The organism is Salinivibrio kushneri, assembly GCF_005280275.1.
Taxonomy (GTDB): Bacteria; Pseudomonadota; Gammaproteobacteria; order Enterobacterales; family Vibrionaceae; genus Salinivibrio; species Salinivibrio kushneri.
In genome coordinates this window covers 1821164-1835879 of sequence record NZ_CP040021.1, presented here as the reverse complement: position 1 = coordinate 1835879, position 14716 = coordinate 1821164, and the positions used below count along the sequence as shown (strand labels likewise).

At 47.8% G+C, this 14716-nt stretch carries 13 protein-coding genes and 1 pseudogene; 7 read left to right on the top strand and 7 right to left on the bottom strand.

All coding sequences use genetic code 11. From position 1 onward, the window contains the following. Nucleotides 1–47: 47 nt before the first annotated feature. Nucleotides 48–1052, top strand: a complete 1005-nt coding sequence (locus FCN78_RS08595; protein ID WP_077659441.1) for an NAD-dependent epimerase — start codon at nucleotides 48–50, stop codon at nucleotides 1050–1052. Nucleotides 1053–1126: 74 nt separating this feature from the next. On the opposite strand, the pseudogene FCN78_RS08590 reads toward FCN78_RS08595, so the two are convergent. Further along, nucleotides 1127–1387: pseudogene (locus FCN78_RS08590) on the bottom strand (transposase domain-containing protein); the annotation flags it as partial. 184 nt (nucleotides 1388–1571) lie between these two features. Between FCN78_RS08590 and FCN78_RS08585 the strand changes: the two are divergent. Then, entirely contained in the window at nucleotides 1572–2699 is a 1128-nt protein-coding gene (locus FCN78_RS08585; protein WP_077659442.1) for an ISAs1 family transposase, read from the top strand. Nucleotides 2700–2893: 194 nt separating this feature from the next. Here the strand turns inward: FCN78_RS08585 and wecA are convergent, their stop codons facing one another. The 6 genes from wecA to galE all read right to left on the bottom strand — a co-directional run bounded on the left by wecA (nucleotide 2894) and on the right by galE (nucleotide 9445). After that, nucleotides 2894–3988 (bottom strand): UDP-N-acetylglucosamine--undecaprenyl-phosphate N-acetylglucosaminephosphotransferase, encoded by a 1095-nt coding sequence (gene wecA / locus FCN78_RS08580; protein ID WP_077659443.1) that lies wholly within the window; start codon nucleotides 3986–3988, stop codon nucleotides 2894–2896. A 56-nt stretch (nucleotides 3989–4044) separates the two neighbouring features. After that, nucleotides 4045–6228 carry a YjbH domain-containing protein gene (locus FCN78_RS08575; RefSeq protein WP_077659444.1) on the bottom strand — a complete coding sequence of 728 codons (2184 nt, stop codon included), beginning with the start codon at nucleotides 6226–6228 and terminating at the stop codon, nucleotides 4045–4047. After that, entirely contained in the window at nucleotides 6228–6971 is a 744-nt protein-coding gene (locus FCN78_RS08570; RefSeq protein ID WP_077659445.1) for a capsule biosynthesis GfcC family protein, read from the bottom strand. Before FCN78_RS08570 ends, FCN78_RS08575 begins: the two co-directional genes overlap by 1 nt. Continuing rightward, nucleotides 6964–7653, bottom strand: coding sequence for a YjbF family lipoprotein (locus tag FCN78_RS08565; protein WP_077659446.1), 690 nt, complete (start codon nucleotides 7651–7653; stop codon nucleotides 6964–6966). The genes FCN78_RS08570 and FCN78_RS08565 overlap by 8 nt, the downstream gene beginning before the upstream one ends. Nucleotides 7654–7730: 77 nt before the next feature. Continuing rightward, the gene (locus tag FCN78_RS15865) at nucleotides 7731–8045 is read right to left on the bottom strand and encodes a hypothetical protein (protein WP_077659447.1); all 315 of its coding nucleotides are present in this window, start codon (nucleotides 8043–8045) and stop codon (nucleotides 7731–7733) included. Between the two features lie 386 nt (nucleotides 8046–8431). Continuing rightward, the gene (gene galE / locus FCN78_RS08555) at nucleotides 8432–9445 is read right to left on the bottom strand and encodes a UDP-glucose 4-epimerase GalE (protein WP_077659448.1); all 1014 of its coding nucleotides are present in this window, start codon (nucleotides 9443–9445) and stop codon (nucleotides 8432–8434) included. A 406-nt stretch (nucleotides 9446–9851) separates the two neighbouring features. Here galE and rfbB point away from each other — a divergent pair, with 406 nt between their 5' ends. The 5 genes from rfbB to FCN78_RS08530 all read left to right on the top strand — a co-directional run bounded on the left by rfbB (nucleotide 9852) and on the right by FCN78_RS08530 (nucleotide 14576). Next, complete coding sequence (rfbB, locus tag FCN78_RS08550; RefSeq protein WP_077659449.1) at nucleotides 9852–10922, top strand: dTDP-glucose 4,6-dehydratase; 1071 nt, start codon at nucleotides 9852–9854, stop codon at nucleotides 10920–10922. Nucleotides 10923–10999: 77 nt separating this feature from the next. Next, nucleotides 11000–11908 (top strand): glucose-1-phosphate thymidylyltransferase RfbA, encoded by a 909-nt coding sequence (gene rfbA, locus FCN78_RS08545; RefSeq protein ID WP_077659450.1) that lies wholly within the window; start codon nucleotides 11000–11002, stop codon nucleotides 11906–11908. Further along, nucleotides 11886–12767, top strand: coding sequence for a dTDP-4-dehydrorhamnose reductase (rfbD, locus tag FCN78_RS08540; RefSeq protein ID WP_077659451.1), 882 nt, complete (start codon nucleotides 11886–11888; stop codon nucleotides 12765–12767). The genes rfbA and rfbD overlap by 23 nt, the downstream gene beginning before the upstream one ends. A gap of 4 nt (nucleotides 12768–12771) precedes the next feature. Beyond that, entirely contained in the window at nucleotides 12772–13329 is a 558-nt protein-coding gene (rfbC, locus tag FCN78_RS08535; RefSeq protein WP_077659452.1) for a dTDP-4-dehydrorhamnose 3,5-epimerase, read from the top strand. Between the two features lie 881 nt (nucleotides 13330–14210). Beyond that, nucleotides 14211–14576 carry a hypothetical protein gene (locus FCN78_RS08530; RefSeq protein ID WP_131825569.1) on the top strand — a complete coding sequence of 122 codons (366 nt, stop codon included), beginning with the start codon at nucleotides 14211–14213 and terminating at the stop codon, nucleotides 14574–14576. The last annotated feature ends 140 nt before the right edge of the window (nucleotides 14577–14716 follow it).

Below are 14716 nucleotides of genomic sequence, written 5' to 3'. Positions count from 1 at the left end.
TAGCGTCACGTAGGTTAGTACTTGATAGCGCAACCCGAGGAAATGTAATGAAATACCTTGTCACCGGCGTGGCCGGCTTTATAGGTAGTGCGGTAGCACAAAAGCTGCTAACGCAGGGGCATCAGGTAGTCGGGATAGATAACCTCAACGATTATTATGATGTATCACTTAAGCAGGCAAGGTTGAATAGTATCCCTCAAGCCAGTTTTAGATTTTTGTCGCTTGATATTGCCGATCGCACCGCGGTTGCAGAGCTGTTTGAGCAAGAAAAGTTTGACCGCGTTATCCATCTCGCGGCGCAAGCGGGAGTGCGCTATTCGTTGGAAAATCCGCATGCCTACGCGGATTCAAATCTTGTTGGGCACTTGAATATTCTAGAGGGGTGTCGGAGCGTTAAGGTTGATCACTTAGTGTATGCCTCATCGAGCTCAGTGTACGGGCTAAACAGCAAAGTACCGTTTAGTAGCTGTGATTCAGTGGATCATCCGGTTTCGCTCTACGCAGCCACCAAAAAGTCGAACGAGCTGATGGCACACAGCTATTCGCATCTCTACGATATTCCTACCACTGGTTTGCGTTTTTTTACGGTTTATGGCCCGTGGGGACGGCCTGATATGGCACCGTTTATCTTCACTAAAAAGATTCTCGATGGCGATACCATCGACATTAATAATCACGGTGATATGTGGCGTGACTTCACCTATATCGATGACATCGTCGAAGGCGTAGTGCGTGTTGCTGATGTGATACCTCAGCGTGATAGTACATGGACAGTCGAGCAAGGCCACCCAAACAGTAGTTCAGCGCCTTATGCACTTTATAACATTGGTCATGGTAGTCCGATTAACTTAATGGACTTCATCCAGGCCATTGAATCTGAGTTGGGGATAGAAGCAAAGAAAAACTTTCGTGGTATGCAGCCGGGTGATGTGTATCAAACTTATGCTGATACCCAAGATTTGTTCGCCGCCACGGCTTATCAGCCGAAAGTGAGTGTGAAAGAAGGCGTCGCGCAGTTTGTAGCGTGGTATAAAGACTTCTACCAAATATAAAAGCTTGAATACGGATAAGAGCAGCCCCGTGCTCGCATCGGCGCTCTGTAAGCGGTTAATAAACCGGTGAGTGGCTACTCATCACTGAGATCCACACACCATGGCATTAGATCTGACATATCGTCCGATGGCGAGCGCTTGGGTAATTCATCGAACAGGTGTCGGAAGTAATAGTAGGGATTGATGTCATTGGCACGACATGTCATCACCAAGCTATACAGATTGGCACTCGCTTTTGCTCCACCGACAGATGTCGAGAACATCCAGTTCTTTCGACCCGTGGCGAACGGGCGGATGTCTCGCTCTGTCACATTGTTGTCGATGCTAATGCGGCCCAGGGAAAACGCATGAAGATCCGCGCCACGCCTGGGCTAGCAACTTAATGACTAAATTGTCACTTGGGGATGAAAACCGTGCGTTGTACCATCTTTATTAATTAAAACTAGTGAAAATAAAGGATCAATTTGTTGATCATTTTCAGTGCGATTTAATGGTCTCCTAACGTTTAGGAGATTAAAAATGACAGAAGAAAAAAGTCCATTTATGCATTTCGTTTCCATCAAAGATATTCGCCAAGAAGGAAAAGTTGAACATACGTTATCAGATATTATTTTGATAACGATCTGTGCGGTTCTTTCTGGTCATGATACCTGGAAAGGCATTAGTGATTATGGCCGTAAGCAGCGCGATTTCTTATTACGTTTTGGCTTTTCAGGTAAAACGTCACCGTCGGCAGATACGATCGCAAGAGTGATGGGAACCATCAGTCCAAAGGCATTACAAAAAGCCTTTATAGAATGGATGAAATCGTGTCATGAATTAACGGATGGCGAAGTGGTTGCCATTGATGGAAAAACACTGAAAGGATCGTATAACAGAGCAACAGACCAAGCTGCTATTCATATGGTTAATGCGTTCGCAACCGCAAATGGTGTATGCCTCGGACAGTCAAAAGTAGACAGTAAGACGAACGAGATCACTGCCATCCCTAAACTACTAGAATTGCTAGATATTTCAGGTTGTTTGATTACCATTGATGCCATGGGTTGTCAGCGAAAAATTGCACAGAAAATCATCGATAAAAATGCTGATTATTTGCTTGCTGTTAAAGGAAATCAAGGCAGGTTAGATGAAGCGTTTGATAATTATTACCGCCCCTCAATGCTTCAACATTTTGATGGCGATAGCTATTCATCACAAGAGAAATCGCATGGGCGTTTGGAAACACGATGTGCACTGATTAATACCGATTTAAGTGTATTAGGTGATTTGGCTTATGATTGGCCAGAATTAAAAACGATGGGCATCATGGTGAGTGTTCGACAAGAAGGAAAGCACGCCGAAGAATCAGATATCTCCGTGCGCTATTATATAAGCTCAAAAGCGCTGACAGCGAAAGAGCTTCATGATGCCACTCGCTCGCATTGGTTAATTGAATCAATGCACTGGCAACTGGATGTTGGGTTAAAAGAAGATACCTGCCGAATTAGGGTGGATGACCGAGCGGAAGTCTTTGCACGAATAAGGCAAATGGTTCTGAATTTATTAAAGCAAGAGAAGAGTTTTAAAGCCGGGATTCAACGCAAGCGAATGATGTGCGCGATGGACCAAGAGTACCTGGCGACCGTGCTGGGAAGCCTTTCGTGACGCGGATGTTCATGCGTTTTCCGTGATCGGTATTCGGGATCTTGAATACGGAGCGCTTCGCTTACAGAATACGGAGAAGAGCAAGGCCAGGCACGATACGCTTTTTCCGTATTCAGTATTCCGTTATCTTTTCCTAGGACCTAGGACCTAGGACCTAGGACCCTAGGGTCTTTCTAGCCTCTAGCCTCTAGCCTCTAGCTTCTAACCTCTCCAACCTTTTCACCAAATTCATTTTTTCCCAACTTTGCGCGGATAAAAGAGGTTACTCGCCAGATGTGTCGGAGCATCATGCAATAAAGGACGAAACAGACTAAAAAACCGATGAACATGATGGTTTCATGAATATTGAATAACTCACCAATCATGCCGATGCTGGCTAATGCTGTTGCGAGCAAGCAAATAGCGCCCAGTGTTTGGCGCGGAGATAAACCCATGCGTTGAAAAATGTGGTGTAAATGCTCTCGGTCCGGCTTAAAAGGCGAGTCGCCGCGCTTAACGCGCCGGAACATAATCGCGGTCATATCCATCAAGGGCAGGGCAATAAGCCATAGTCCGGTTACAGGGCGTATCGCGGCATTAGTTGGGTGTTGGCTGGCAAGCAGTAAAAACCAAATGACGGTAAAGCCAATCAGCATGCTGCCGGCATCGCCCATAAAAACTTTTCGCTCACGACCTAATACCCCCAGATTAAATAGCAGATACGGCGCCATAATCACGGTGAGGACAAGACATAAATAGGCCATTGATTGATGACCGTTCAAGAACAGCAGTAACCCCAAGCTAACAAAAGTCACAGTGGCGAGTCCGCCTAGTAGCCCATCAATACCATCTACCATGTTAAATGCATTGATAGCGCCAATTACCGCAAGCACTGTGAGTCCATAACCCAAGGTCTCGAGTTGAATACGTCCAGTGGCAAAAATATTACCTAAACGGCTAAGTTCGATATCCCCCATCACCATCATGACCACTGCGAGAGCAGCTTGCACGCCGATCCGCAGTTTAAAGTCGATATCAAATTTATCATCTAATACCCCGATTGTGACAAGGACCAACATACAGGTGGCATATAAGCCACTATGGGGGATGACGTCAGGGTTATTAAATATAAAGTAGACCAGCGACAAACACACAGCCAACCCACCCACGAGTGGAACAGCGCCAGCATGGTGTTTACGCATATCCGGTTTATCCACAAGATCAATACGCCTAGCAAGTTTTCTGAGCACAAACAATGAGCTGGTCGAGAAAAATAGAAGCAAAGCCAAGTCGACGAATGAGTTAATCACAATCTCTTCCTTGTTTTAAGCTGACAGGAATTTTTGTTCTATACAGCACTCAAACTCTAGTCGGTAGTTGCCGGACGCGCAAACCAGGGGGCGCGATCATCCGTTAACTCATAAAGCGAATATTTGCGGTTAAGTTTTTGTCCGCCATCACGCTGAAGTGGCTGCCATGATAGCCTGCCACGTGACGTGGTTGGTTTCACTGAGAGCAAATCAAACGGAATAGAGACATAAAAGCCTTTGGTAAAGCTGCCTTCGCCGTATTCATCAGCGGATAAATCGGTTTTGCTGGCATAGGCACCCACGGTGATCCCACTATCAAATTGCTTAGCCACATCCACGGTGACCCCCACATCTTCGGTGAGATAGCGACCGGCGCTGATTTTCGCCAGGGTTCCGTGAAATAAGCCAAGCGGGTTTTGCCAGTAAAGGGTCGCGTGGCCCGTGGTCGAACCGGTTTGCACACGGAAGGCACGATTACCATTTTCTGCGGGTTGGTACTCGTTTTTAAATAGTCCAAACGCTGAACCCGGTTCGCGTTGTTTCACGTAATTGGCATCAAGTCCTACCGCAAATTGGCTATCCATTGGGCGATAAAGTACTTCGCCGCCCGCACCGGCAAACATGGTCTCTAAGTAGCCGCCGTAGGTTTGGATATACCAGTTGTTGCCCCAGTGATCGAGATAGGTTAGTTGCATATTTGTTACTCTAACCGTGTCTTCGAGATATTGGCGGTTAAGCGTGCGCACCCGCTTAAGGTCGGTGCCATCGGGCGGGACTGTGTATTTAAATTTGTCATAAGTGTCGGCAATATTGACATACACGCTGGACGAGGCCATAAAATGATCGCCCAACCGGGCGGCGGCGTTGCCAGCCACGCCCAGTGAATACATGTAAAAATTTTCTGACCCCCCAAACGATTGTACAAATACAGGCGCGAGGCCGGCTTCAAACCTTTTGCGGTCCATGGCTTTCAGGGAGCCCCGTGTGGGTTGAGGTTGCCTGCGGGTGCGTGCATCGTCAGGGTTTGCGCCCACATAGCTGTTCGTGGCGACGGTGGCATAGGTGTTGGCATCAATCACGGTTTCAGTGATGGGTTGGCGCTCAGCCTGGTCAATAATCCGGTATTGTTTGGCGTCAATACCTGTATTGGCAATCAGAGTGGCCGCGCGCGTTTGTGCATGATCTTGGTTGCGGTACTTTCTTTGCTCGCCAATGACAGTGACTGTGTCACCATCAAAGTGTACTTCGTTATCTTTATACCCGGCAACACTGGCGAGCGAGGCGCTCAGGGTTTGCCACTGCTCTTCACTTAAGTCGTCGCGCTTGGCTGCCGGATTATAACTTGGCGCTTTATCGTCTAACCAGAAGGAACTGACTTGGTTAAAATTGGTGTTCAGGCTTATACCTGCTGTAATGGCTGCACCACGTTCATAAGCTAAGCGTGCTGCCCCCCAATCCCCTAATCGATACACGGCACCTATATTCCAAGGGCTGTTCACTTCCATAGGGATGCCTGTTTCTGTACTAACAAAGTCGCCTTGATAGTCGTTTCCGTCATATTCAAGTTTTAGACTCAGCGGCGCGTAAGGAGTTTGATACTCCAGGCCACCGAATAAAGCGGTACAACCGGTAAACATACGATCAATGTCAACATTGCCACCTCTACCGGAAAAACTTGTGTCGCGTCCGCAATCGAATGATTGATTTTTATCCCCTTTGAGGTTGGCGCGGTTCCCCATATAGCCCCAGCCAATGCCAAGCGAAAAATCAAACGGCCCAGCGCGTTTTGAACCGACAATATACTCACCATCAAACAATCCGGTACCGCCAATGTCACGCACACCGACAGCCAGTTCGGGGAGCCAGAAACTTTCTTTCCACAGGCGTAGTTTGGCATCCAAACTTTTGTCGGTATATTTAGTATCGCCGCTAAAGCCGGGATCATCGCTATAAAGCAGATCATGAACTTGGGTATAGCGAACCGTCGTTTCTAACCAAGGAAACAACTGTAGCGACGTATTGAAATGGATATAATCTTCGTTATACGTGCTGCCTAAAGTAAACTCACCTTCTGGTGCGGTGCGTGCGGTAGGCATTTGCATCAAGCCCACACCGCCAAAGTCGGTTTGTGAATGCACTAGTTCTGGGTGATCGAAGTTGTCGGCTGATACTGCACTGCTCACTGCCAATGCGACGGTGCAGAACCAAAAGCGATGAGAGGGAGAAGAAAAAAACCGCATTATTCAATAAACCTATTTTGCAGATAAGTCAGCACGTGTTGGTTAGGATCGATGATTTGATCTTTTGTGGGTTTATAATTTAGAGGACGGTAGATCACTGAGCCCGGCAAGATATCGCGATGCTGCCCATTCCAATAGGCGATAGGGTATTGCGCTCTCTCGCCCGACGGACTCACCACCCACACCGTGGAGTCGTGCCATGAACCCGGCTCTGCTTGCTGTAGATAGCTTTTTGCCGAGAGCCTTTCATGCCAAGGGTAAGAGCCCGGTTGACTGACATTACCGAGTACCATAACGTGCTGTGGACGCTTAGGCAGTTGTAAGTGCCAATTACCATTTAATTTCGGGTTTTTATTTGGGGTGATACGTGTGATGTCTGGGTCTACTGGGACGGATACACGCTCGCCAACAGCCATTTTGTTGAGCGAATGGTAGAGGGCTTGCCATCGCTGACGTTGTTCACCGGTATTACCGCTTATTTGCTCACGGATGGGCTGTAAATCTCGAATCCCTTTTGCTCTCTTCGTTTCCAAGCGGTACAGGCCAGCTGCAGGCCAATAGATATCGTCTAATGACCGCTGCTGCGTTTGAGTGATGGTCAATACCGCGTCAGATAGGCGAGGTGGCTGAGGAAAAGAAAGGGCAATATCAGCGTTTGCTGTGAGAGTATTCGCAAGGCCTGGTGTGGTCACCATGACGGTTACAGCCCAAAGACTGCGCCATAATAAATGTCGGTTAATCATGCGAGCCTCCCTGGAAGGACTTTAGGTGAGTAAGCGTCACTGCAGGTAAATCAGGGGCAAGATGTTGGTAAGACTTAATCACTTTGCCTGTTTCTACCGTCACCCAGTAATGGTTGGTAAACTGGGTATCAAGCGTGGGAAAAGTGACGAATTCATGGTACTTAATTGTTTCTACCTGCGTGCCGTTAATCGAGATAGCTTGCATTTTACCACGCTTAAAAATAGATTCAGCGCGATAACCACTATGGTTACCTGGTTGCCAATCAATGGTACGTGACCACCTGTGTGGCATCTTAATAGTGGATAGCCCAACACTTAATGGGTCAGGTGTATCCACTTGGGTGGCCGTTAGATTACCCTCTGCAAAGTTGACGGTTTTAACAATTCGACTGTTGCGGGTGACGATCATTTCATTCTCGCCTGACAACCACTTTAAATTTGGACTTGGATGTTGGCTTGGCTCCACAAATGCAAGCACCATAAAGCCTTGTGGGCCGCTATCGAGTTGTGCATAAAGACTGGCATAAGGGAGTGCGTTAATTTCCTCCCAGCTCTTCTTTGCATCTGGGAAACCATGATAGGCGAATTTAAACGAGTCATTCAGATCTTTTACTCGCTGCGTGCATCCGACAGACACAAGCGCGATACATATTGTCAAAATCGCTTGATTGGTTTTAATCATAGGTGGTCGAGGGCGGGCGTTCCTGTAATAGAAAAATAGCCACAAGCGGACTTGTGGCCATTGCGTGATACGCAGACTTACTGCTCGGCGCTTACTGAAGTCGAGTTCGACGCTCCACTGTCGCTGCTGTCAGCAGCAGCAACCGCTGCACCAACGGCTGCCGCCGCGGCAACACCAGCAGCAACGGTACCAGCAGCGATACCACCTGTCGCAGCCGCACCGGCAGCACCTGCACCGGCAGCACCTGCACCTGCGCTAGCACCCGCCCCAGCACTTGCTCCAGCACCGGCACCAGCACTACTACCACTCGCAGCGCCAGGCGCGGCTTCTGTCGCGGCCATTGTGCTCGCTGCGAACAGCATAGCAATCAAGCCTGTTGCAATTTTTTTCATTCGTCTCTCCATGATTTTTGCATCAATACAAAAACGTCTGCAAACGCAGACACCATTAAACTCTAATAGCTATGCGGTGAGAAGTAAAATAAATACCGCGCGCATCACAGATATTTCATCTTAAATGTGCGGGAAAGCGTAAAAAGGTCCTAGGTCCTAGGGGAAAGAGCAGCGATGTGCTTGCATTGGTGGTCTTGCTCTTTCTGTACTCTGTATTCAGTCATCGGTATTCGGGTGTTTGAATACGGAGCGCTGCGCTTACAGAATACGGGGAAGAGCAGAAAGCAGGTCCTAGGATCCTAGGTCCTAGGAACTTTATCGAGAGAGTTAGGCACGATACGCTTTTCCGTATTCCGTATCCTAGGACCCTAGGATCTTTCTAGTCTCTAATCCCCATACCCATCCGGGTTATTCGACTGCCAGCGCCAGGTGTCTTCGACCATAGTTTGCAGATCGCGAGTGGCGGTCCAGCCTAATATTGTTTTGGCATAAGTGGGATCAGCGTAGCACTCAGCAATGTCGCCGGCGCGGCGAGGTTTGATTTCGTAGGGAATTGAGCGCTTAGCCGCGGCTTCAAACGCATGCACCATTTCTAATACACTGTTGCCTTGGCCGGTACCGAGGTTAAAGATATGAGTGCCAGGTTGAGAGGCCATCTTATCTAGCGCGGCTAAATGTCCATCGGCCAGATCCACTACGTGAATATAATCACGCACGCCGGTGCCGTCGGGGGTAGAATAATCATTGCCAAACACGCCCAGCTTCTCGCGTCGGCCCACTGCCACTTGTGCCACAAAAGGCAGCAAGTTATTTGGTGTGCCTTGCGGATCTTCGCCTAGTAATCCCGACTCATGCGCACCAACCGGATTAAAGTAACGCAGCAGAGTAATGCTCCAATCCGGATTGGCATGTTGAAAGTCCTGTAAGCACTCTTCCACTATTAACTTGCTGCGTCCGTAAGGGTTAGTGGCGGCGGTGGGGAAGTCTTCTTTAATTGGCACCGACGTAGGATCGCCATAAACCGTGGCGGATGAGCTAAAAATCAGTGATGTGACATTAGCCGCGTGCATCTCACGCACCAAGTTTAAGGTCCCGGAGACATTGTTATCGTAATATTTCAGTGGCTTTTCAACCGACTCGCCGACCGCTTTGAGTCCGGCAAAGTGGATCACGCTATCAATGCTGTATTCAGTAAACACATGTTTTAAGAACGCACTGTCGCGAATATCACCTTGCATAAAAGCCGGTCGCGCGCCAGTGACTTGCTCAATGCGATCGAGCACCATTTCTTTACTATTGCACAGGTTATCGATAACGATAGGCGTATGGCCTTGTTCAATCAGTTGAATGCAAGTGTGGCTGCCAATATACCCCGTGCCACCGGTGACGAGTACCTTCATGATGTGCTGCCTAATTTGTTATCAAAATTGGTAAATAAGGACGACAGAATACGGAATGCTGGGGGAGATGGGAAGAGCCGGGAAAGAACACGCGGGTGCTCGTATTGGGGCTCGTGCTTTTTCTGTACTCTGTATTCAGTCATCGGTATTCGTGAATGGGAATACGGAGCGCTTAGCTTACGGAGTACGGGAAAGAGCGGAAAGCTGTTCCTAGGACCTAGGATCCTAGGTCCTAGGAACTTTGTCTGCAGTACGATAGACTTCGGTAATCCGTCCCCCTTCATCTGTTTTCAAACTTCTGGGATTTTGTCCTGCTCCTTGCTCTAACCTAATACTTTGTAAGATAATTCCGAAACAATTTGGGTGGTGCGGTTTGCTAGCACGACTGCAAAAACAAAGGACAATCATGAAGATTTTGGTAACGGGGGGCGCCGGGTTTATTGGCTCGGCGGTAATTCGGCATATTATCGACCACACGACAAACTCGGTCGTCAATGTTGATAAGCTAACCTACGCCGGCAATTTGGAATCCCTCACCGGATGGGAAGATAACCCGAGATATGCGTTTGAGCAGGTTGATATTTGCGATCGTGAGGCGCTTGAACGAGTATTTACAACCCATCAGCCGGACGCGGTAATGCATTTAGCGGCTGAGTCACATGTTGATCGTTCCATTGATGGGCCGGCAGCATTTGTGGAGACCAATATTATCGGTACCTATACCTTGCTCGAGGTGTGCCGCCAATATTGGAATGGGCTGGATGATAAACGTCAAGCGGCATTTCGCTTTCATCATATCTCCACCGATGAAGTGTATGGCGATTTGCACGGCACCGATGAGCTGTTCACTGAGACGACTCCTTATGCGCCATCAAGTCCTTATTCAGCGTCGAAAGCATCGAGTGACCATTTAGTACGTGCTTGGCAACGTACTTACGGCTTGCCAACAATAGTGACGAACTGCTCCAACAATTATGGCCCGTATCATTTTCCAGAAAAACTGATCCCGCTTATGATTCTTAATGCCTTGGAGGGTAAATCGTTACCTGTTTATGGTAATGGCTTACAGGTGCGTGATTGGCTGTTTGTTGATGATCATGCTCGTGCGCTGTATCAAGTGGTGACGAAAGGCGCAGTAGGCGAAACCTATAATATCGGCGGCCACAATGAGAAGCAGAACATCGAGGTCGTGAAAACGATTTGTGCCATTATGGATGAGCTTGTTCCCATGCATAAACGGGGCTATCTGGAAGGGACACAACATGCATCGCTGATTACATATGTTCAAGATCGCCCTGGCCACGATGTTCGCTATGCGATTGATGCTGGCAAAATTGAACGCGAGCTTGGTTGGACGCCACAAGAAACCTTTGAATCCGGGATCCGCAAAACGGTGGAATGGTATCTGACCAACCGTGAATGGTGGCAGAGAGTCCTTGATGGCTCTTACACACGCGAGCGGCTAGGCGCGAACTAGCTTCCACACTTTTTCAAATCTTTGCTTTTTGCTCGCGGGCGTTTGGGTCTGGGAGCTTGGATCTAGGACTGTTTTTTATGAAAGGAATTATCCTTGCTGGCGGGTCAGGATCGCGTTTGTATCCACTCACGCGCGGCGTCTCCAAACAGCTGTTGCCGATTTATGACAAGCCGATGGTGTTTTATCCGCTGTCAACCTTGATGTTGGCAGGCATTCGCGACATTTTGATCATTACTACGCCTGAAGATAACGCCGCGTTTAAGCGTCTTTTGGGGGATGGGTCTGATTTTGGTATCCATCTGGAGTATGCCGTTCAGCCAAGCCCGGACGGATTGGCTCAGGCGTTTATCATTGGTGAAGACTTCATCGGTGATGATAATGTCTGCTTAGTGCTGGGCGATAACATTTTTTACGGTCAGTCTTTTTCAAATACACTTAAACGTGCTGCAGCGCGAGAATCTGGCGCTACCGTTTTTGGTTATCAAGTCAAAGATCCTGAGCGTTTTGGTGTGGTTGAGTTTGACGAGACAATGAAGGCCATATCGATTGAAGAAAAACCGTCAGCGCCAAAATCCCAGTACGCGGTCACAGGGTTGTATTTTTATGATAACCGTGTGGTTGAGATGGCAAAGCGAGTCAAACCGTCAGCCCGTGGTGAGCTTGAGATTACAGCGATTAATGAAATGTACTTACATGATGACGCGCTTAATGTCGAGCTATTGGGCCGTGGTTTTGCTTGGCTGGACACCGGTACCCATGAAAGTTTGCACGAGGCATCGTCTTTTGTGCAAACCATTGAAAATGTGCAAGGGCTAAAAGTCGCCTGTTTAGAAGAGATTGCGTGGCGACAGGGCTGGCTAAGTGACGAGCAATTACTGGCGTTGGCCGAGCCGATGATGAAAAACGATTACGGCCAATATTTAGCAAAATTGGTCAGTGAGTCAACAGCAAAAGGGCAGTCTGATGCGCGTTCTAATAACCGGTAGTCAAGGGCAAGTCGGTCACTGTCTGGTCGAGCAATTGATGGATAATGAGCAAGTCACTATGTTGGCTTGCGACAGGCATCAATTAGATATTACCGATCGCTCCGCGGTGATGAGTCAGGTCAGTGAATTTAAGCCGACGGTGATTATTAATGCTGCGGCGTACACAGCAGTGGATAAAGCAGAGAGCGATCGTGACCGTGCCTATGCCGTTAACCAAAAAGGCGCACAACACCTAGCAGAAGCGGCTGAACAGCAAGGCGCGGCGCTGTTACATATTTCAACCGATTATGTCTTTGCGGGCGATAAAAAAGACGCCTATCACGAACAAGACTGCCCCGAGCCACAAAGTGTTTATGGAGCGAGTAAACTGGCTGGTGAGCAGGCGATACAAACCGCGTGTTCAAAGCACATTATTATCCGCACGGCATGGGTGTTTGGTGAGCATGGCGGTAACTTTGTTAAAACCATGCTTCGCCTAGCGTCTCAGCGAGATAGCTTAAGCATTGTTGATGATCAGGTAGGCGGCCCTACGTATGCGGGCGATATCGCCCAGGCGTTGATCCATATCGCCCAGTGTATTGATGCAGGAAATGACGTGGCCTATGGCGTCTATCATTTTGCTGGTGAGCCGCATGTGAGTTGGTGTGAATTTGCGTCGACGATTTTTACCTGTGCTTACGAGCAAGGCATATTAGAAGCCGTACCCGCGGTGACACCTATTTCAACGGCTGAGTACCCAACGCCTGCCAAACGCCCCGCGAATTCGCGCTTAAATACCAGCAAAATCATGGCGCATTTTTCTATTCCAGCGAGTGATTGGCAACGCGCACTTAGCAACCTTATTTGTTACCAGGATTAACCGAATGCAAGTAATTGAAACGACCATCCCCGACATCAAAATTATCGAGCCGTCAGTCTTTGGCGATGAGCGGGGCTTCTTTATGGAAACCTGGCATCAGCAACGTTTTGATGAACAGGTTGCTGGCAAGCCCACAACGTTTGTGCAAGATAATCATTCTAAATCAGCGCAGGGGATTTTGCGCGGCTTGCATTATCAAACCCAAAATACACAGGGAAAGCTTGTTCGCGTAGTCAGTGGTGAGGTGTTTGACGTGGCGGTTGATCTGCGCCAAGGCTCTCCCACTTTCGGGCAGTGGGAAGGTATTTACTTATCCGCTGAAAACAAACGCCAACTGTGGATCCCAGAAGGCTTTGCACATGGGTTTTATGTAACGAGTGAAGAAGCCGAGTTTGTCTATAAGTGCACGGATTTTTACAACCCAACTGGTGAAGTGACCTTACAGTGGGATGACTCCGAGCTCGGTATTCAGTGGCCGTTGAAAGCCGATCCTCTCCTATCAGAGAAAGATAAAGTAGGGAAAAGCCTCGCCGAACTGCGTAACCTGGGCCTTCTCTTTTAGTTTTAGTCATCTGTATTCGTGAATGGGAATCCGCAGAAGAGCAGGGAGCAGGACCTAGGACCTAGGACCTAGGAACTTTATCGACAGAGCCAGGCACGATACGCTTTTCCGTAATCCGTATTAGAAATCTTGAATACGGAGCGCTGCGCTTACAGAATACGGAGAAGAGCAGAAAGCAGTTCCTAGAACCTAGGGCCTCGAACCTAGGACCTTTATCGACAGAGCCAGGCACGATACGCTTTTCCGTATTCCGTATTCCGTATTCCGTATTCCGTATTCCGTATTCCGTATTCCGTATTCCCCATTATCTTCCCTAGAACCTAGAACCCTAGGACCCTAGGCCCTAGGATCTCCCTCCCAAATAATCAACACACCATTCTGTAACCAATTTTTCTACTTATATCACAGTAATTTCGTATCTGTCTGTTTTTCCGTTGTCTTACTTTTTTGCATCGTTTAAGTATTTTTCATGCAAAACTCATGCTTTGTCCAAAAAAACAGCAATCGACTGAGTTATGACGACAAAATCCTTGAATCAATATTGATGATCTATTCAGTTTGCGTAGTATACCAGCCTGCAAAATTAAACATTAGCACCGATAAAGTAGACCACAACGATAAAGTTGCAAGATTGTTGTGTAAATGTTGTGCGTTTAACCTTGTGAATAAGCTGGTTTTTGTCTGCGCAGTGTGATCAAGCGCTAACATCAACGGGCGGTAGCGTGTCTATTTTACTTATTCCAAGTTGCATTATTATGCAATTTTAAGGGTTGTTGGGAAAAGCAGACTAACTTTTGACCTCAGTGCTTTAATCGCAACACGAATACAAATAATAAGGAATGTCAATACATTATAGGGTATTGATAAGAAAGGTTTTAGCTATGAATGTTCTGTTAAAACATATTTTACCTTGTGGGCTCTTTTTACTCGCGGGTTGCTCTTCTTACCCAGTGTCTGAGGCTAACCGCCACAGTGTTATTCCGGGTCAACCTAATCACGCTATTCAGTATATTCAAGACAAAGAGATCGACGTTGGCAGCCACACGAGTAGCGGAGAGACCTTGACGTTACCACTTGAAGCAGGCGAGCAAACAGTGGTTGTGCAACAGCGTTATTTCTCAGCCACGGGAACGACATGCTTTGCATTACTCAGCGTCTCTTCGTCGACCCAGTCAACGCAACCTCCTCAATACAACCTCTGTGAGTATCCAAAAGGATGGGGAGTCGTTCGAGCTTTTCGCAATTAGCGCCGTCGTTAAAATCGCAATGACGTTAAGGCCTGTTAGGCCATGGCTCCGCTCCCACTTTCAGAGATCTAACACGAATGAAAAGACTTATAATTACTCTTCTACTTACTTTATCAGTGAGTACAGTAGCGCAAAGCGCA

Coding starts and splice junctions, on each gene's coding strand:
- FCN78_RS08585 (WP_077659442.1), top strand. CDS start 1,572: ATGACAGAAGAAAAAAGTCCATTTATGCATTTCGTTTCCATCAAAGAT.
- FCN78_RS08570 (WP_077659445.1), bottom strand. CDS start 6,971: ATGATTAACCGACATTTATTATGGCGCAGTCTTTGGGCTGTAACCGTC.
- rfbB (WP_077659449.1), top strand. CDS start 9,852: ATGAAGATTTTGGTAACGGGGGGCGCCGGGTTTATTGGCTCGGCGGTA.
- FCN78_RS08595 (WP_077659441.1), top strand. CDS start 48: ATGAAATACCTTGTCACCGGCGTGGCCGGCTTTATAGGTAGTGCGGTA.
- FCN78_RS08565 (WP_077659446.1), bottom strand. CDS start 7,653: ATGATTAAAACCAATCAAGCGATTTTGACAATATGTATCGCGCTTGTG.
- rfbA (WP_077659450.1), top strand. CDS start 11,000: ATGAAAGGAATTATCCTTGCTGGCGGGTCAGGATCGCGTTTGTATCCA.
- rfbD (WP_077659451.1), top strand. CDS start 11,886: ATGCGCGTTCTAATAACCGGTAGTCAAGGGCAAGTCGGTCACTGTCTG.
- rfbC (WP_077659452.1), top strand. CDS start 12,772: ATGCAAGTAATTGAAACGACCATCCCCGACATCAAAATTATCGAGCCG.
- FCN78_RS08575 (WP_077659444.1), bottom strand. CDS start 6,228: ATGCGGTTTTTTTCTTCTCCCTCTCATCGCTTTTGGTTCTGCACCGTC.
- FCN78_RS08530 (WP_131825569.1), top strand. CDS start 14,211: ATGAATGTTCTGTTAAAACATATTTTACCTTGTGGGCTCTTTTTACTC.
- FCN78_RS15865 (WP_077659447.1), bottom strand. CDS start 8,045: ATGAAAAAAATTGCAACAGGCTTGATTGCTATGCTGTTCGCAGCGAGC.
- galE (WP_077659448.1), bottom strand. CDS start 9,445: ATGAAGGTACTCGTCACCGGTGGCACGGGGTATATTGGCAGCCACACT.